Source organism: Bradyrhizobium sp. 14AA (assembly GCF_054185205.1).
Map to the genome: position 1 here is coordinate 21,588 of NZ_JAVAYM010000002.1, position 17,291 is coordinate 38,878.

At 62.8% G+C, this 17,291-nt stretch carries 15 protein-coding genes; 3 read left to right on the forward strand and 12 right to left on the reverse strand.

The features are described from left to right. Positions 1–6: 6 nt before the first annotated feature. From RAD15_RS05185 to RAD15_RS05205, 5 genes are all read right to left on the reverse strand, one after another. Positions 7–864, reverse strand: coding sequence for a transporter substrate-binding domain-containing protein (locus tag RAD15_RS05185; RefSeq protein WP_458175083.1), 858 nt, complete (start codon positions 862–864; stop codon positions 7–9). 67 nt (positions 865–931) lie between these two features. After that, positions 932–2,062 carry a saccharopine dehydrogenase C-terminal domain-containing protein gene (locus RAD15_RS05190; RefSeq protein WP_458175085.1) on the reverse strand — a complete coding sequence of 377 codons (1,131 nt, stop codon included), beginning with the start codon at positions 2,060–2,062 and terminating at the stop codon, positions 932–934. Between the two features lie 12 nt (positions 2,063–2,074). Then, positions 2,075–3,856, reverse strand: coding sequence for a thiamine pyrophosphate-binding protein (locus RAD15_RS05195; protein WP_458175087.1), 1,782 nt, complete (start codon positions 3,854–3,856; stop codon positions 2,075–2,077). A gap of 190 nt (positions 3,857–4,046) precedes the next feature. Beyond that, positions 4,047–4,487 (reverse strand): Lrp/AsnC family transcriptional regulator, encoded by a 441-nt coding sequence (locus RAD15_RS05200; protein WP_458175089.1) that lies wholly within the window; start codon positions 4,485–4,487, stop codon positions 4,047–4,049. 84 nt (positions 4,488–4,571) lie between these two features. Then, complete coding sequence (locus RAD15_RS05205) at positions 4,572–5,474, reverse strand: LysR family transcriptional regulator (protein WP_458175091.1); 903 nt, start codon at positions 5,472–5,474, stop codon at positions 4,572–4,574. 154 nt (positions 5,475–5,628) lie between these two features. Here RAD15_RS05205 and hglS point away from each other — a divergent pair, with 154 nt between their 5' ends. The 3 genes from hglS to RAD15_RS05220 are packed head-to-tail and all read left to right on the forward strand — an operon-like array spanning position 5,629 to position 9,866. Continuing rightward, positions 5,629–7,026 carry a 2-oxoadipate dioxygenase/decarboxylase HglS gene (gene hglS / locus RAD15_RS05210; RefSeq protein WP_458175093.1) on the forward strand — a complete coding sequence of 466 codons (1,398 nt, stop codon included), beginning with the start codon at positions 5,629–5,631 and terminating at the stop codon, positions 7,024–7,026. A 37-nt stretch (positions 7,027–7,063) separates the two neighbouring features. Next, positions 7,064–8,626 (forward strand): L-piperidine-6-carboxylate dehydrogenase, encoded by a 1,563-nt coding sequence (amaB, locus tag RAD15_RS05215; RefSeq protein ID WP_458175095.1) that lies wholly within the window; start codon positions 7,064–7,066, stop codon positions 8,624–8,626. 10 nt (positions 8,627–8,636) lie between these two features. Then, a complete protein-coding gene (locus RAD15_RS05220; protein ID WP_458175097.1) occupies positions 8,637–9,866 on the forward strand; it encodes a pyridoxal phosphate-dependent aminotransferase in 1,230 nt (409 codons plus the stop codon). Here RAD15_RS05220 and RAD15_RS05225 read toward each other — a convergent pair. The 7 genes from RAD15_RS05225 to RAD15_RS05255 all read right to left on the reverse strand — a co-directional run bounded on the left by RAD15_RS05225 (position 9,838) and on the right by RAD15_RS05255 (position 17,280). Further along, positions 9,838–10,065, reverse strand: coding sequence for a hypothetical protein (locus RAD15_RS05225; protein ID WP_458175099.1), 228 nt, complete (start codon positions 10,063–10,065; stop codon positions 9,838–9,840). The two genes, RAD15_RS05220 and RAD15_RS05225, sit on opposite strands and share 29 nt — an antisense overlap. A gap of 398 nt (positions 10,066–10,463) precedes the next feature. After that, positions 10,464–11,465, reverse strand: a complete 1,002-nt coding sequence (locus tag RAD15_RS05230; RefSeq protein WP_458175101.1) for an FAD-binding oxidoreductase — start codon at positions 11,463–11,465, stop codon at positions 10,464–10,466. Between the two features lie 21 nt (positions 11,466–11,486). Next, positions 11,487–12,626 carry an ABC transporter substrate-binding protein gene (locus RAD15_RS05235; RefSeq protein ID WP_458175103.1) on the reverse strand — a complete coding sequence of 380 codons (1,140 nt, stop codon included), beginning with the start codon at positions 12,624–12,626 and terminating at the stop codon, positions 11,487–11,489. A 2-nt stretch (positions 12,627–12,628) separates the two neighbouring features. Next, positions 12,629–13,942 carry an oxamate carbamoyltransferase subunit AllG family protein gene (locus tag RAD15_RS05240; protein WP_458176052.1) on the reverse strand — a complete coding sequence of 438 codons (1,314 nt, stop codon included), beginning with the start codon at positions 13,940–13,942 and terminating at the stop codon, positions 12,629–12,631. Beyond that, complete coding sequence (locus RAD15_RS05245) at positions 13,854–15,467, reverse strand: ATP-binding cassette domain-containing protein (protein WP_458175105.1); 1,614 nt, start codon at positions 15,465–15,467, stop codon at positions 13,854–13,856. The genes RAD15_RS05240 and RAD15_RS05245 overlap by 89 nt, the downstream gene beginning before the upstream one ends. Further along, positions 15,464–16,414, reverse strand: coding sequence for a branched-chain amino acid ABC transporter permease (locus tag RAD15_RS05250; RefSeq protein ID WP_458175107.1), 951 nt, complete (start codon positions 16,412–16,414; stop codon positions 15,464–15,466). The genes RAD15_RS05245 and RAD15_RS05250 overlap by 4 nt, the downstream gene beginning before the upstream one ends. Further along, a complete protein-coding gene (locus RAD15_RS05255; protein ID WP_458175109.1) occupies positions 16,411–17,280 on the reverse strand; it encodes a branched-chain amino acid ABC transporter permease in 870 nt (289 codons plus the stop codon). Before RAD15_RS05255 ends, RAD15_RS05250 begins: the two co-directional genes overlap by 4 nt. Between the last annotated feature and the right edge of the window lie 11 nt (positions 17,281–17,291).

Genomic DNA, 17,291 nt, shown 5'->3' on the forward strand with positions numbered 1-17,291 from the left:
CGAAAGTCAAAATTGGAGGCCGGGAGGAACGTCCTGCTCCTGGATATTGACGAGCGAAAGGCTCGACAGGATCCACTCGCGCAAGGCTCCAAGGGAGCGACTATATTCGAGCCAATTGTCGACGTAGGTGCGGAAGCGGGTATCGACATCGACGCGCACCCCACAGCAGGTCGGCTGTGACGCAACCGGCGTGGGGATGATGACTTTACCGACCTTGGCATTTTTCTTGACGGTCACCAGCGACAGCATCGCTACCTGTATGAGGCAATCCGCCCGCCCCGATTGCACCGCCAACACGGCCTCATCCGGGGACTTGAGGGCAACCAACGTCGCCTTAGGAAGGGTTCGCCGGGCATAGAGATCGTGCGTCGAGCCGATGTCGACGGCAACCCGCACCTCCGGCTTGTTGAGGTCTTCCCACGTCTTCGGCTCAAAACCGGACTTGGCGATGATCGTAAAAGTGTTGTTCATGATCGGACGCGTGAATTCGACGATCAACGCGCGCGACGGCGTCGGACTGAGGCCGAACATGATGTCGATCTTGTTGGCCTGAAGATCCAGCACCGAGTTGCCCCAGGTCGACTCGATGATCTCGACCTCGGCCTCCATCGCCTTGGCGAGATCCGTCGCCATGCTCACGCAAAAGCCCGACCATTGGCCGGTGGCGATGTCCTTGTGGTAGTACGGCTCCGTGCCGACGATGCCGGCAATGCGAAGCTTCTTGGTCCTGCGAATTTGCGCGAAAGTACTCTCAGCCGGAGGCTGTGCCTGGGCTGCGGCAGGCGACACGGCTGAGCTTGCAGCCATCGCAGCGGCGGCGGCGCCGAGCCCTACAAGCGATCCAACTTCACGACGACTAACCATTATCAAACTCCCCCTCTTTCAGTTAAATTCCTCAAGCCGCGATCCAATGCTGCGGGCAACGCCGCACTCACGCCGCCCTCTTGGTAGCGAATCTTGCGGCAAAGTCACTCGTCTCGGAGCTACGGGCCTCCCTGACCAACCTGCCGCCCTCATGCGTGGACAGGAAGTCGGACAAGCTCGCATCCTCCTGCCGCACGAAGCCTCTTGCCGGAAGCATGCCCGAGAGAAACAGCTCGACCATCGCGACGCAGCCGGCGGCCGTGGTGAGCTGGATCGCCCCGAGCTCGGGTCTGCCATCGTAGCGCAGCACGATGCTGTCTTCCTCCAAGCGACCGTTGCGTTCGCCGATACCGGTGACGAAGATCACGACGACGTCCTTGCGGGTAAACGGGGCGGCGCGGTTGAGAATGCGGCGCATGGTCTCCCGGTCGTCGGCGAGCCCCAGCCCCTGCAGCAGGAGCTTCATGATCTCGGAATGGCCGGGATACCGCAGCGTCTTGTAGCTCATGTCGCGGACCTTGCCGGCGAGCGTCTCCGTCAACGTACCGAGCCCGCCCGACGTGTTGAAGGCCTCGTAGGCGACGCCGTCGATCATGACGCTCTCGACGCCCTCGAGCGCTGGCACCGCGATCGGCTTGCCGTCGAAGACGATCTCGCAAGGATTGCAATACTCATTGATCAAGCCGTCGACGGACCAGGTCACGTTGTAGCGCAAGGCATTGGTCGGATAGAGCGGCAGCGCGCCGACACGCATCTTGATGGTCTTCACGCTGTCGAAGCGCGCCGCCATGTCGGCACCGAGCACGCAGATGAAGCCCGGCGCTAGGCCGCACTGCGGCGCCAGCATCACATCCGCGCCCGCCGCGATCTCCTTGATGTAGGCCGTCGTCGCCACGTCCTCGGTCAGGTCGAAATAGTGCGTCCCGGTCTCCACAGCTACTCGCGCGATACCCTGGTTGAGAAAGTACGGACAGGCGCTGACGACGATATCCTGGTCTTTCAGGAAGGCGCGCACAGCGTCGAGGTCCCCAGCATCCACGACCTTGGTAGCGAAGGTCCGTCCAGCACTCAAGCGGAGCTGCGCCTCCGAAGCGTCAGCCAAGGTGACTTTGTGCCCCTGCTCCGCCAGCATCCCGGCGATTACGGCACCGATCTGCCCGGCGCCGAGGACAGCGATGTTTCGCGATGAATGAGCCATATTTGAACCTCTCTAGAGAGCAGCCTGGACGCCGACCGCTGCCGGATCGGCCCCCACTTTTTTCAACCATGAGAACACCGGGGGCAGGCGGTCGGCGATGGATTCGACCGCGACATCGATGAAGATCGGCTCGTTGAGCGCGAAAGCCTCACGCAGAGCCGTCTCCAGTTGCGCAGGCGTCTCGACGCGGAAGCCGCGGATTCCGTAGACGGCCGCGAGCTTGCTCATGTCGTACCTTCCGAAATCGACGCTGAAGGTCGGGTCGTTGCTCGGTGCAGCCTCGCCTCGGCCGGAGCCCTTGCGGGCATGATCGCGGTCGACGACCCGCTGCAGCGCCTTGATCCAGCCAAAGCAGGCGTTGTTGAAATGAATCAGTACAGCCGGAATTTGAAGACGCGAGAGCGTTTCCAGTTCACCGGCGGACATGCCGAGCGAGCCGTCGCCGAACAAGCCCACGGGCCTCAGATGCGGCGCTGCGAAATAGGCCCCGATGACGGCCGGGATGGCGTAGCCAAGTCCACCATAGAAGCGAGGGATCACGAGCTTGGACTGTGGATCTCGAAGGCGGAGAAAACGCGTCGCATAGGGCGTCGGCGTTCCGGCGTCCGACACCACGTTGCAGGGCGTCGGCAGGCAACGATTGAGTGTTTCGATGACTCGTTCGGGACGCAGCGGCACCTCATCACTTTCCAGCTGCGGCGCCATCACGTCCCAGAACTCCGCACGGCGCCGGTTGATATCCTCGACCCAACCGGCCGTGCCGGGCCCGCGGGCCACCGGCACCATGGCGAGCAGCGCATCGATGACGGCACGAGCATCGCCGACCAGCGGAAAGTCGATGGCGTAGGTGTTGCCGATGACTTCCGGTTCGAGATCGACCTGAACGATCCTCGTCTCTCCGTTCGGGACGGGCCACTGCCAGTTCATCGTGGCGACCGACCCCATACGGCAACCCACATAGATCACGAGGTCGGCGCGCCCGAGTGCCCACACCGCATGCGGATGAAAGCCATTGTCGCCGATGATTCCAATGCCAAGCTTGTGGTCGTCGCGAATGATGCCCTGCCCGGTGATCGTGGTGACGACGGGGATGCCGAGCCGCTCGGCAAAAGTGGTGATGGAAGCTGCCGCACTGGATCGATTGGCGCCGCCGCCCGCAACGATCAGCGGACGCTCGGCGGCGAGAATGGCACTCAGTGCGCTTTCAAGATCGCTGTCCGCGGGCCTGCTGCGGTAGGACGGTGCCTGCCGACATTGCGGCTCGACATGCAGCGACACCCCTTCGCCCGGTAGATCCTGGTAGAGAATATCCTCCGGCAACGCGAGGACGACCGCGCCCGGACGACCGCCGGTCGCTTCGCGAAAGGCACGGCGGACGACCTCAGGCAACTTCGCGACATGGGAGAGCGTCTCCGCCCGCTTGCTGATGGGCTTAAACAAATCCTGGACCGGCAGTTCGGTCAGCGTGCCGCGTCCGACGCCGGGCTGCGGGATGTCGTTCACGAGAAGGATGATGGGCACCGAGGATTTGTTGGCTTCAGCCACGCCCGGCAAGCCGTAGAGCGCGCCGGCCCCGCTGGGCACCTCTGCAACGCCGGGCTTTCCAGACAGGCGCGCGTAGCAGTCGGCCATGAAGACCGCGGAGCGTTCGTCACGACATAGAATATGGCGCGGAGCCCCTTTTGTCGTTCTGAGAGCCTCGTAGAGCGCGACGTTCGTATCGCCGGGCACGCCAAAAATAACGTCCACGCCATAGCCGGAGAGCATGCTCACGAGAGCGGTCGCACCATTCATTTTCAAATGCTCCTTGTTCTTTCTTTTATTCAGGAGCATAGGCGCGACATAAATATCCAAACCGCCGGCTATAGGAACAATATAGTTACAATCCGCCGGGGTAACTTCTATTTCGATGGGAAACGAGGAATTTTGCCAAGAAATGGAGCGGAAATGACGGCTTCAAGGCAGTGTTTTGCCTAAGCCCTGCTCACCTTTCGAATTTTCTGGCGAGAAGAATGGAGGACGTGGTGCGGCGAACCCCTTCCATCTCGGCGATCCAGTCGATGATCTCGTCGAGATGCGTTGATGTCGCGCAATTGATTTTCACGAACAGATCGAACGGACCGCTCAGCGTGTAGCAGTGAACGACTTCGGCCTTCTTGCGCAGGGCCGCAATGACGTTGCCTTGCTGCTTCACTTCCAGCTCGATCAGGATGATCGCCGAGATCGACGTAACATGCTCCTGCTTGCCCAAGATCGCCGTGTAGCCAGCGATCGTGCCCTGCTTCTCCAGCCTTGCCATACGTCCCTGTGCGGTCGCGCGGGATACGCCCAGCACCTTGGCGATATCGGAGATCGACGTCCGAGCATTTGCGATCAGGATGTTGAGGAGATCCTGGTCCTTCCTGGCATCCGCCGGACGCGCCATCTAAAACTCTCCAAAGTGCCTGTTTATGGACAAAACGAAGGGAAATTATTGCGCCCCGTCGGGGAAAGGTCCAGCACATCATTGTTAGCGGTCCGGCGCGGTCTCCGCGATCAGCCAGTCCCGGAAAGCCGCAAGCGGCGGGTACTTCGTCCGGTCGGACGGCCAAACCAGGTAATAGCGTTCGGGACTTTCCATCGGCAGGTTGAGGGCACGGACCAGCTTGCGGGTCGCGAGTTCGTCCTGAATGAGGAAGGTCGGCAGAAGCGCTACGCCGAGGCCGGCGATCGCCGCTTGGGACGCGGTCGCGAACTGATCGAACACCATGCCCTGGGCGGCTCTGGCTGGCACATCGTGAGCGGAGAACCACCGATCCCACGCGTGGAAGCGGGTTGAGATGCTCAGCAGCGGGGCCCTTCGGAGGTCACCCGCAATCCGAAAGCCGAATTGCTTCTTCAGCCCAGGGCTGCACGCAGGGACGACCTGTTCGGATCGCAACAGAGCCATCTCGGCCCCGGGCCACTCCGGTTGACCGAAGTGAATCGCTGCATCCAGGGACTCGGCTCGGAAATCGAAATAGGACAAGCGGGTCGTGAGATTGATGGTGATCCCGGGATTGGCGGCCAGAAACCCGGGCAGGCGCGGCGCGAGCCAGCGGGTGCCGAAGGTCGGCAGAATGGCGAGATTGAGAGTCCCTCCCCGCGGGTTCGCATGGAGATTGAAGGAGGCGGCGCTGATCTTGTGGAGTGCGTCGCGGATTTCGCGGGCATAGGATTCGCCAACGGAGGTCAGTCGAACTGTCTGCCGCTCACGGATGAAGAGTTCGACCTCGAGCTGCTCTTCCAGTATCTTGATTTGCCTGCTAACGGCGCTCTGGGTCAGTCGAAGCTCGCGCGCGGCGAGCGTCATGCTGCCGGTCCGCGCCGTGGCCTCGAACGCCGACAACACGGCGGTGGACGGAAGAAAGCGACGAGGTATTTGCGGGTCCATTGCTATTCATTCCATTTCAGAATGATCTTCTGAATAAACATCGTTTGAATTGGCCGGACAGGCAAGGTCTAATCATCGAGTTCATGATGAAATTGCATGATCCAAAGGATCAGGCCCGCGATGAGGGCCTGATCCGCAGTCAACGGAGATTTTGATGCCAGCGCTGCGCGCGGACGCGGACGAGATCCGCACTCTGTTTTCCCGCGCCATGTCGGACATGTACCGGGTCGAAGTACCGCAATACGGCACGCTGATGGAGCTCGTCGACGACACCAATCGCGAAACATTGCGTCAGCACGAGGAGCTTCATGCGATTCTCGAGCGAAACGATGAACTCGAGCGGTTGAACGTCGAGCGCCACGGCGCCATTCGCCTGGGGCGCGCGGACGAACTCTTCGACATGCGTCGCGTCTTTGCGGTGATGGGTATGCACCCGGTCGGCTACTACGATCTGTCGGTGGCCGGGGTGCCCGTCCATGCCACGGCCTTTCGGCCGACCGACGATGCCGCGCTCCGGCGCAACCCGTTCCGGGTATTCACCTCGCTGCTGCGCCTCGACCTGATCGAGGATGAACCCCTTCGCGCCCATGCGGAGCGGATCCTCGGTGAGCGCCGCATCTTTACGCCGCGCGCGCTCGAGCTCGTGAGCATTTTCGAGACGGAGGGTCACCTGACCGTCGCGCAGGCAGAGGAGTTCGTGCGCGAAGCGCTCGATACCTTCCGCTGGCATAGCGAGGCGACGGTCAGCCTCGAGGTCTACAAGCGGCTGCACGACGCCCATCGGCTGATCGCCGACGTGGTGAGCTTCAGGGGCCCTCACATCAACCATCTGACACCGCGCACGCTCGACATCGATGCCGTCCAGGCCGGGATGCCACGACGCGGCATTGCGCCAAAGGCGATCATCGAAGGGCCGCCGCGCCGCGACTGTCCGATCCTGCTGCGTCAGACCAGCTTCAAGGCGATCGAGGAGCCGATCCTGTTCGGGCAGGCAAATGCCGCGAAGGTCGCCGGGACGCATACGGCCCGCTTCGGCGAGATCGAGCAGCGCGGTGTTGCCCTCACGCCCAAAGGTCGCGAGCTTTACGACCGATTGCTCGCCTCCACGCGCCAGGCAGGCCTACCCGCGCGCGACTATGACACCGAACTGACCGAGCGCTTCAAGGCGTTCCCGGACGATTGGTCGGAGCTCCGATCACAAGGGCTCGCCTTCTTCCGCTATTCGGCGATGCCCGCAGGCATTGAGGCAGGCAAGAGGCAGGCTCCGCCATCCAACCTTGATGACTTGGTGGCTGCGGGATTTCTGCGCTACGATCCGATCGTCTACGAGGATTTCCTCCCTGTCAGCGCGGCAGGAATCTTCCAGTCGAATCTCGGCACCGATCAGCAGCAGAACTATGCCGCGCGTTCCAACCAGGCTGCGTTCGAAGCCGCCCTCGGTGCCAGGGTTTACGACGAGATGAAGCTGTACGCGCAGGCGGAACGAGATTCCCTGGAACAAGCTCTGGTCCAGCTCGGGTCACCGCACTTCGCACGCCGGGCCATCGCCTGATCGAACCGCCTTTCAACTGTTCAAGAGAAACACCGCGATGACGACCACAACCCAAACCGCAACACGTACCGTCAACTCCCTTGCGGGCGAGGCAGACGCGCTCCTGAACTCACTCGGCGTCAAGCGCAACCGCTATACCGGCGGCAAGCTGATTGCGCGATCGCCGATCACCGGCGAGATCACGGGCCATGTCAACGAGATCGGCTCCGCAGACGCTCAGGCAGCAATCGACAGGGCGCACGCGGCCTTCCTCGAATGGCGGCTGGTGCCCGCGCCGAAGCGCGGCGAACTCGTCCGCCTTCTTGGCGAGGAGTTGCGCGCCAACAAGCAGGCACTCGGCAGGCTCGTATCGATCGAGGCCGGCAAGATTGCCTCCGAGGGCCTCGGTGAGGTCCAGGAGATGATCGATATCTGCGACTTCGCGGTGGGCCTGTCGCGCCAGCTCTACGGCCTGACCATCGCAACCGAGCGCAGCGAGCACCGGATGATGGAGAGCTGGCACCCGCTCGGTGTCACCGGGATCATCTCGGCGTTCAACTTCCCCGTCGCGGTATGGTCGTGGAACGCGGCGCTGGCGCTGATTTGCGGCAACAGCATCGTCTGGAAACCGTCCGAGAAGACGCCGCTGACGGCGCTCGCGACGGAAGCGTTGTTCGATCGTGCGTTGGAGCGCTTTAAGGCGGAAGGCGGCAAGGCGCCGGACGCGCTGTCCGCTGTTCTCTTCGGTGGCCGCGAGATCGGTGAAATCCTCGTCGATCATGCCAGGGTCCCGCTGGTGTCGGCGACCGGTTCGACGGCAATGGGGCGTATTGTCGGCCCGCGGCTGGCAAAGCGCTTCGCGCGCGCGATCCTCGAGCTGGGCGGCAACAACGCCGCAATCGTCGCACCGACGGCCGATCTCGACCTGACACTGCGCGGGGTCGCTTTCGCCGCCATGGGCACGGCAGGCCAGCGCTGCACGACACTGCGACGCCTCTTCGTCCACGACAGCGTCTACGACACGTTCGTGCCGCGACTGAAGCGCGCCTATGAGTCCGTAACCATCGGCGATCCGCTCAAGGACGGCACCCTGGTCGGGCCGCTGATCGACGCGGCAGCTTTCACGTCGATGCAGAAAGCGCTGGACGAGGCGCGCGCCGCGGGCGGCAAGGTATTCGGCGGCGAGCGCGTTCTCTCCAATGGTGCCGACGAGGCGTATTATGTTCGCCCGGCGCTGGTCGAGATCTCAGAACAGACTGGCCCCGTCGTGCACGAAACCTTCGCGCCCATTCTCTACGTGATCAAATATCACGACTTCAATGCGGTGCTCGACCTGCACAACGCAGTGCCGCAGGGCCTCTCGTCCTCGATCTTCACCAACGACCTCCGCGAAGCCGAAGCCTTCCTGTCGGTGCGCGGATCGGATTGCGGCATTGCCAACGTCAATATCGGTCCATCCGGCGCCGAAATCGGCGGCGCCTTCGGGGGCGAGAAGGAAACCGGCGGTGGACGCGAGTCGGGCTCGGATGCCTGGAAGGCCTACATGCGCCGCGCGACCAATACGGTCAATTTCGGCCGGACGTTGCCGCTGGCCCAGGGCGTCAAGTTCGACGTGGCGTAGAGGACCATTGATGAACGCGCCCTTCCCCACTTCAACCTCATTCCGCCCCTCACAGCGCCTTTCGTCGATTGGCGTGTCGGAGATCCTGAAGATCAGTGGGCTTGCCGCTGAGATGAAGCGAGAAGGCCGCGACGTCATCATCCTCGGTGCAGGCGAGCCTGACTTCGATACGCCGGACTTCATCAAGGATGCAGCCGAGCGCGCCATGCGCGCCGGCGCGACCAAGTACACCGCTCTTGACGGCACGCCCGAACTCAAGGCTGCGATCCGCACCAAGTTCAAGCGGGACAACGGGCTCGATTTCGCGCAAGACGAGATCACCGTGTCAGCCGGCGCCAAGCAGGTGCTGTTCAACGCCATGATGGCGACGATCAACCCTGGCGACGAGGTCATCATCCCGACGCCGTTCTGGGTGACCTACGCCGACATCGTAGCGATTGTCGGCGGCACCCCGGTGCTGGTCCCATGTTCGGAAGCCAACGGCTTTCGGCTTTCAGCCGAAGATCTCGAGCGAGCAATCACGCCCCGCGCGCGATGGATCATGCTGAACTCTCCGTCGAATCCATCCGGTGCGGCCTATGCGGAGGCTGATTACCGGCCGATCCTCGACGTGCTCCTCGCGCATCCGCAGGTCTGGCTGATGGTCGACGACATCTATGAGCATATCGTCTATGACGGCTTTCGCTTCGCCACGCCGGCCGCGATCGAGCCGGCTCTGCGTAACCGGACGCTGACCGTCAACGGCGTCTCGAAGGCCTACGCGATGACCGGCTGGCGCATCGGCTATGGCAGCGGGCCAAGCGCTCTGATCCGGGCCATGGCCGTCGTCCAGAGCCAGTCGACCTCCTGCCCTTCGTCGATCAGTCAGGCCGCAGCGATCGAGGCGCTGAATGGCCCGCAGGATTTTGTCCACGATTGCTGCCGGTCCTTTCAGGAACGGCGCGATCTCGTCGTCTCCGCACTGAACGCAATCGACGGCATCAGCTGCCGGGTCCCCGAGGGCGCCTTCTACACCTTTGCGAGCTGCGCCGGTCTGATCGGCAAAACCACGCCCGAGGGGCGAATGCTGACGAGCGACAAGGACTTCGCCGAGCATCTCCTGCACGCGGCGGGCGTCGCGGTTGTTCCCGGGTCGGCGTTCGGTCTCGCACCCTATTTCAGGATTTCCTACGCGACCTCCGCCGTCGAACTCAAAGATGCGTGTCGGCGCATCACACGCGCAGCTTCGGAACTCTCGTGAACGCGCAACCAGTCAAGTTGCCGTGGACGACAACAGCCCTGCCGCCTTTGACCATGATCGCGGCGACCACCTGGTCCGTGGCCAGCTTCCTGGCACTGTAATGAAAGGCGACTGCGGCTCCTCGAGCCAAGATCCGGGCGGCGATTTCGGCACCGTTCTCCTTGGATACGCCCGTAACGAGCGCAATCTTTTTCTCCATATCTCTTCGCCGTTGGCTATTTCGGAACCGTAAAACCCGAACTTGATTGCGAGGAGACGCGATTGCCGCAGGAACTTTTCGTGCCCTGATCGCCGCACTACGAGCGAGCAACAGATCTCTCGGACGTCCGTTTTGCTCGCTAGAGCACGCTAATCTACGACGCTCATGCAACGAGAGCTGACGATGAAATGAAATCGCATAATGCGTTAAGCTTCCGTGACGTTACAGCACAATCAGACTTACTCGCCGGAGCGAGAATGGCGCCGTCACCAACCCAACTGTGTGCTCGCTAAAATCCGACATAACTTTGCGTCGGCATCTGGCGGAGCCGTACTCTCACAGCAATTTTTCCGACGGCGCTCCAGGCCTGTGGCTCGTTTCGAACTCCCGCAGCGCACTCACGCACTCGGAACAAACCTCTCCGAGAAGATCAATGCAGGACAGGCCCCTTGCGACAAGACATTTTCCCTCGCTCGATCGGTCATGGCAGGCGGCCCGCAAAGATAGATCTCGGTATCGGCCAGACCTTCCAATCCGATCAGATCGGTAACGAATCCTGATCTCGCGCCCGCTTTCGAAAAGCCCTGCGCGATCGCAAGTTTGAAGTCAAATTCCGGCAGGACACGCGCAAAACCGGCGAGTTCCTCCAAAAGAAACAGATCCTTGTCCTCGTTCACCCCGAAACACAGCCTGACTGCCCGCTTCTCTCCGGCCGCGATCATCTGGCGCAACATGGAGATCATCGGAGCCACACCTGTGCCGCCGGCGACCATGAGGATCGGCCGAGCCCCATTTCGCAAGTAGAACGTGCCCTGCGGTCCTCGACACTGGATGACGTCTCCCGGCGCGGCCCGCTCGACCAGATAGCGCGACATGATCCCGTCGTCGAGGACTCGAACAAGAAACTCGAGCGTCCGCGTTTCGCCCGGTGCGTTGGCCATCGAATAGGACCGCCATTCCGACGTGCCCGGCACCTGGAGATGAACATACTGGCCGGGCAGAAACTTCAACGGAGAGAGACCGAGCACGTCCGCCGTGAAGCCGACGACGGACGCGCTCAATCTCCGGATCTCCTGCACCCTGATCGAGAACGGCTTCGCCGCAATCAGCTTGCCACGCTCGTAGGGAACGCGAATGTCGAGATCGGTTGCAGCCGACGCCACGCAAGGCAAAATTTCGCCGGCGTCGATTTCGGATTGATTGAGCGAGACCGTGGCCAGTTCGTCGTACTCGATCTCTCCGGCAACACAGGTCGCACGACAGGTCTGGCAGTCCCCAACCTCGCAATCCGAGCTTAGCGGAATTCCAGCGCGACGCGCTGCGGTCAGCACAGTCTCGCCGTCCTTCGCCGGGAGGGCGACACGATCGCCATCCTCGAACTGCAACGTGATCGTCGGCATATTCCGCTCCTCCAGCCTTCGTCAGCGCGCCAACGCGAACTTCCCGTCCTTCACGGTCAACAGAACAACGCTATCGGCCTTGGCGCCGAAATGATCGTCCGCACCGTAGGAGTACACCGCGGTGACGCCGACATGGTCCTTGAGGCCTTCGATTGCGTCCCGGACCTTGGTGCGATCGGGACCCGCCTTGCGGATGGCTTCTGCAATCATGTTGACCGCGTCGTAGGCATTGCCGGCGAACGTCGCGGGCGGCTTGCCGTACTTGGCCTGGTAGTCACGGACGAAGGACGACAGAACGGTCTTCTGCGGGTCGGTATCCTTCAGGGAGTCAATGACATAGATCTTCGAAGACGGGATCAGGATATCGTCGGCCGCGCCGCCCGCCAGTCTCAAGAAGTTGAAGTCGTTGGCCGCGTGCGACAGATAGAGCGGCGCCGTCAGGCCGAGCTGCCGATAATTCTTGACCGCAATCGCCTGCCCCGGCCCGGTCGCCCAGATAATAACCGCGTCGGGATTGGCGCTACGGATCTTGGTAAGCTGCGGCGTCATATCCTTGTCGTCATTGCCGTAGGCCTGTTGCGCCACGATCGTGATCCCGAAGGAGGCGGCGTTCTTCTCGAGCTGATCGCGCCCGCTGGTTCCGAACGGAGAATCCGCGTGCAGCAGAGCCACGTTCTTCACGCCCCGTTGCTTCATGTCCGCCATCATCACGCTCTGCACCAGCACATCAGTCAGCGGTGAGAGGAAGATCCATTTCTTGTCCTGTGGCGGCAGCACGATGCCTCGCGAGCCACCATTTGAGATCATCGCGGTCGATGCGCGCTGAACGGTATCAATGATGGCGTAGGACGAGCCGCTGTTCATCGGACCGACGAGGCCGACCACATCGTTCTGCTCGAGCAGACGCTTGGCCGCGGTCACCGACTTGGTGTTGTCACCCTCGGTGTTGAGGTTGACAAGTTCGAGCTTCCGTCCGGCGATGCCGCCCTTGGCGTTGATCTGCTCCACGGCGAGCATAGCGCCGTCCAGTCCGGGCTGACCGAGGGAAGCGAGCGGCCCTGAAGTCTCCAGCAGGCCACCGATCTTGATGGTTTCCTGCGCCTGTGCGGTCGCCATTGCCGCAGCAATTAGCAACGAAGCCAATGCGAACTTGATGGTCATCGTCAACCCCTCTTTGGTGGTGTCAGGTTCAATTCAAGCGCCGCGACTGCGGTCGCGAACAGGCAAAGAGGCGGGCGATAGATTCCCCCGCCGATCCTGCCGTTGTCGCCGTTGCGATCGAGAATGCCGAGCACGATCTCGGGCGTGACATGATGCGCGATGATATTCCGCGCCGGCATTCCGAGATGGAGCCCGCTGCTCGTGAAGGCGCTGTGCGGGCGCGGCAGCAGGTCCGCGAAATCGTTTACCGCGGGGATCGTGCCGCGCATCGATACGGCGGTCATCGCGCCGAACCCCATGGCATCCAACAGCGCGCTGTCGCCGATCGCGCCGAGCCGATCCTCGTTCTTAAAGCCTTCTACGAGGCTGCCCGCGGGCGGCGTAGCAGTTGCGGTAAACCAGCGATCGGGCTGGCTACCAAGCTTCACACCGACCTCGACACCGTTGCCGCCGAGCGCCGTGACGAGGCTGCTCTCTTCTCCCTTTCCCGCGCTCGCGATACATGCCGCAGCCGCCATCCAGATATTGAGAAAGAAAGCAGAGGCCTTGTCGAGAAAGCGCCGTTCCGGCGTATCGCCGCCGAGCCGCGGTGCCAGCGCCCGTACAAGGCGGCGGGTCGCCGAAATCGTCCGCGAGTGCAAATCGTCGCCATCCGCCAAAGCAGCATCGGCGATATCAATCAGCGGCACGTCACGGTCGGCTATGATCTCCAGCGTGGAGGCGAGATTGCCGTTGATCCAGCGCAGATGCGACAGCACCTGGCGGTTGCACAGGCCAAGTCGTTGCGCCAACGCCATGCCGCCATTGAGCGGGCTGAACGTGACATTCTCGGAGTTGCGCGCGTCGGCGACCACCTGGACCGCCATGTTCGGCGAGAGCACGGCCGCGAGCGGTACCATCGTGCGGTGATCCTGCGCGGGTCGGAGCTGCACTTCGCCGCGATCGAGCTGCGCGGCTGCTGAGGTCGCATCCTGAGCCCAGCCTTCGTAAATCATCGCCATGATGGCGCTGTTCGCGAGCGGCTGCGCGATGCGGCCGGGACGCACCGGTGGGCCGGCGTGGAGGATCGTCCGACCGGAAAACGGAATGACGTCACGCGCGAGCGCGATACCGCGCCACACCGGGCGCACGGCGTGCATGCGTTTCAGTGCATCGGCATCTGCGGTATGAAGGCCGGTATCCAGAACGTCGTCAGTCGCTGTCGAGAGGTCAGTCACAGCACTCTCCTCACATCGCCGCTGCGCGGGAAACTTGGTCCGAACGACCGGAGACCGGCTCGCTCGACCCGAGGTAGGCTGCGGTGATCCGTTGATCATCGAGCAGCGCCCGGCCGGTGCCCTCGGCAACCACGCGACCATTGGCCAGCACGTAGCCTCGATCAGCGACCGACAGCGCTGCAGACACATTTTGCTCCACCAGCAAAATCGTCAGCCCCTCGTCGCGCAGCCGCTCGATACAGCGCAGGATCTCCATGAGAACCTGCGGCGCGAGCCCGAGCGACGGCTCGTCGAGCATCAGAAGCCGGGGCTGTCCCATCAGGGCCCTGCCGATCGCCAGCATTTGCTGCTGGCCGCCGCTGAGCGTGCCGGCAAGCTGCAGCGAGCGCTCTTTCAGAACCGGAAAAAGCTGATAGACGGCCTCCAGTCTTTCCTCGAAGACCCGCCGCTCCCGGGCGCTGCGCCAGATCACATGGCGAAACCCCTCGGCACGGCGGCGCGCATAGCGGCCGGCCGCGAGGTTCTGCGTCACCGTAAGAGAGGAGAACAGGGCTCGCCCTTCCGGCACCAGGCTAATGCCCCGGGCGACCGCGCGATCCGCCGGTACGCAGCGGAACTCGGCACCGTCGAACGTCGCGCCGACGGCCGTCGATGTCTCGATACCGGCCACGGCGCGGAGCAGGCTGCTCTTGCCCGCACCATTGGCGCCGACCAAGGCGACGATCTCGCCCTCCCCGACAGTGAGTGAAACACGGTCCAATGCGGTCAGTCCACCGTAACTGACGGTGAGTTCGGAGAGCTCCAGCAGCGATTTTGTGACGCGTGGACGAAGCGGAGCCGTCTTCGCCGGCATCGGCGCCGCACGCTGGCCCAGATAGGCTTCCAGCACACGCGGATCACTCCTGACCGCCTCAGGTTCGCCATCGGCGATGATACGCCCCTGGTCGAGCACCAGGATGCGCTGCGCAAGACGGCTGACGAGGGGCATATCGTGATCGATGAACAGGATCGTCTTGCCGGCCGCATGCAGCGACAGGATGATGTCACCGAGCGTCCGCTTCTCGAGATCGTTCAACCCGGCGCCGGGCTCGTCGAGCACCAGCATGTTCGTGCCGGAGGCGAGCAGGCGCGCGATGCTGAGCAGGCGGCGCTGCCCCGCCGTCAACACGGATGCAGGCTGATCCGCAAGTTCGGTCAGGCCGACGATGGCGAGGTGCGCATCGGCTTGGCGCTTCAACGCACCGTCCTCGAGCAAAGCGCGGCCGCGCCCGATCAGCGCCGACAAAAGATTGACCCGATGACCCGCTACACCGCCGACCATGACGTTTTCCCGCACCGTAAGGCGCTGAAACGGCTCGGCGGCCTGAAACGTGCGGGCCAGTCCCCGGGCCACAATGCGGTGCGGTGCTTCGCCGGTCACGTCGCGACCGCCGAAGCGGACCGTACCCGTCTGCGGCGTGATTTCACCGGACAGGACATTGAGGAGCGTGGTCTTGCCGGCGCCGTTGGGGCCAATCAGCGCGACCAGCTCGTTGGCCGTGATGCTGAAGCTCACGTCGGTGAGCGCCTTGAAGGCCCCGAAGTTCACCGAAGCACGGTCGATCGACAGAAGCGGTTCGCTCATGACGGCCGCCCCTCCGCGGAGAATCGAACGCCGCGAGCAACCAGTGCTGACACGCCGCGCAGCAGTCCGTTCGGGCAATAGATCACGCTCACCACCAGCAACAGGCCATAAGCAACGACATCGTAGGCGCCGAGCGGCCTGAGGAACTCGCCGATCAGCGTGATGAAGAACACACCGAACAGAACACCCCAGATGTCGGCAAAGCCGCCGATCGCCACCATCAACAGGAGCTTGACCGAGAAACCGACGTCGAAGGGGCCAGGACTGAGGTACCCGACATAATGGGCATAGAGCCCGCCGCCCAGCGCACAGCAGAGTCCGCTCAACATCATCACCATGCGTTTGACCGACTGGACGTCGTTTCCGACCGAACGCGCGACGATCTCGCTTTCGGAGATCGCCCGGATCGCAAGCCCGCTCGGCGAGGCGATGAGATTTTCCGCGCAGATGATCGTCACGATGGTCACGACCCAGACAGCCGGCAGGAAGACGAAATCGCCATCGAGCGCGTAGCCGAACAGCGCGAGCGGGGCGATGCCTGTGAGCCCGTTGGGCCCGCCCGTGAGGTCGCGCAGTTCGACGAAGCCAACCTGCACGATGATCCCGAATGCCAGCGTCGCCATGGCGAGATAGTGGCCCTTGAGGCGGAAGACGAGCCAGCCGATGGCCCATGCGATCGCGGACACGAGGGCGGTCGCCAGCAGGATGTCGAGCCACGCCGGAACACCAAACCACCTTCCGATCAGTGCCGCACCATAGGCTCCGAGCCCATAGAACGCGGCATGGCCGAGCGATATCTGCCCGGTAAAGCCGGAGATCAGGGCGAGCCCGATCGCCGGCAAGGCCTGCAGGCCGATCACGACCGCCAGGCTGACGAGGTAGCTGCTGCGGGATAATGCGCAGAACAGGAGGAGCACGATCAGTGCCGGAATGCGCCAGTGCCTCATGCACGCACCCGCTCATATTCGCCGAACAGGCCACCGGGCCGGAACAACAGGAAGCCGAGCAGGAGAGCAAAGGCGATCGCGTTCTTGTAGCCGGAACTGATATAGCCGGCGGAGAAGGCCTCCAGCACACCGAGCACGATTCCACCCAGCGCCGCTCCGATAGGGCCGCCGAAGCCACCGACAATGCAGGCGACGAACCCCTTGATGCCGAGTTGCAACCCGGTGTCGTATTGCGTCAGGGCTATCGGCGCCACGACGATGCCGGCTATTGCTCCGAGCGCGCCTGACATCAGGAAGCCGACAAGGCTCATGGTCTCGACCTTCATCCCAACGAGCCGTGCAGCGAACGGATTCATCGCGCAGGCCCGAAACATCTGGCCGAGATAGGTCCGACGGAACAGCAGGTCGAGCGCGATCATGGCGACCGCGGCAGTGCCGAGCACCCACAATGACTGAGGCATCAAAGTGGCCCCGAATACATGGATGAGCTTCTCACCGGAGAAGGCCGGCATTGGCTCGGCATCCGTTCCCCAGATGATGGCGGCGATGCCCTGCAGGACCACGCCGACGCCGATGGTCACGATGATGCCCCGCATCACGTCGCCACGGACCGGCTGAACAGCTGCGCGCTCGATCAGCACGGCGACCGCACACGTGATCAGGATCGCGAGAATGATGGCGAGCCACATCGGCACGCCGGCGCTCTGGAGTGCGATCGCGCTCATCGCACCGACCATGGCGAAGTCACCCTGGGCGAAGTTGACGATGCCGGTGACGTTGTAGATGCAGGTGAAGCCGACGCCGATCAGGCCATAGATGCTGCCGACGACCAGTCCACTGATGAGAAACTGCAATGCGTCGGACATGGATCCTCCAA

Excerpts from the sequence above, each read along its gene's own strand:
- RAD15_RS05190 (WP_458175085.1), bottom strand. The coding sequence starts at position 2,062 with ATGGCTCATTCATCGCGAAACATCGCTGTCCTCGGCGCCGGGCAGATC.
- RAD15_RS05230 (WP_458175101.1), bottom strand. The coding sequence starts at position 11,465 with ATGCCGACGATCACGTTGCAGTTCGAGGATGGCGATCGTGTCGCCCTC.
- RAD15_RS05205 (WP_458175091.1), bottom strand. The coding sequence starts at position 5,474 with ATGGACCCGCAAATACCTCGTCGCTTTCTTCCGTCCACCGCCGTGTTG.
- hglS (WP_458175093.1), top strand. The coding sequence starts at position 5,629 with ATGCCAGCGCTGCGCGCGGACGCGGACGAGATCCGCACTCTGTTTTCC.
- RAD15_RS05255 (WP_458175109.1), bottom strand. The coding sequence starts at position 17,280 with ATGTCCGACGCATTGCAGTTTCTCATCAGTGGACTGGTCGTCGGCAGC.
- RAD15_RS05235 (WP_458175103.1), bottom strand. The coding sequence starts at position 12,626 with ATGACCATCAAGTTCGCATTGGCTTCGTTGCTAATTGCTGCGGCAATG.
- RAD15_RS05240 (WP_458176052.1), bottom strand. The coding sequence starts at position 13,942 with ATGATCAACGGATCACCGCAGCCTACCTCGGGTCGAGCGAGCCGGTCT.
- RAD15_RS05225 (WP_458175099.1), bottom strand. The coding sequence starts at position 10,065 with ATGGAGAAAAAGATTGCGCTCGTTACGGGCGTATCCAAGGAGAACGGT.
- RAD15_RS05245 (WP_458175105.1), bottom strand. The coding sequence starts at position 15,467 with ATGAGCGAACCGCTTCTGTCGATCGACCGTGCTTCGGTGAACTTCGGG.
- RAD15_RS05200 (WP_458175089.1), bottom strand. The coding sequence starts at position 4,487 with ATGGCGCGTCCGGCGGATGCCAGGAAGGACCAGGATCTCCTCAACATC.
- RAD15_RS05250 (WP_458175107.1), bottom strand. The coding sequence starts at position 16,414 with ATGAGGCACTGGCGCATTCCGGCACTGATCGTGCTCCTCCTGTTCTGC.
- RAD15_RS05220 (WP_458175097.1), top strand. The coding sequence starts at position 8,637 with ATGAACGCGCCCTTCCCCACTTCAACCTCATTCCGCCCCTCACAGCGC.
- RAD15_RS05195 (WP_458175087.1), bottom strand. The coding sequence starts at position 3,856 with ATGAATGGTGCGACCGCTCTCGTGAGCATGCTCTCCGGCTATGGCGTG.
- amaB (WP_458175095.1), top strand. The coding sequence starts at position 7,064 with ATGACGACCACAACCCAAACCGCAACACGTACCGTCAACTCCCTTGCG.
- RAD15_RS05185 (WP_458175083.1), bottom strand. The coding sequence starts at position 864 with ATGGTTAGTCGTCGTGAAGTTGGATCGCTTGTAGGGCTCGGCGCCGCC.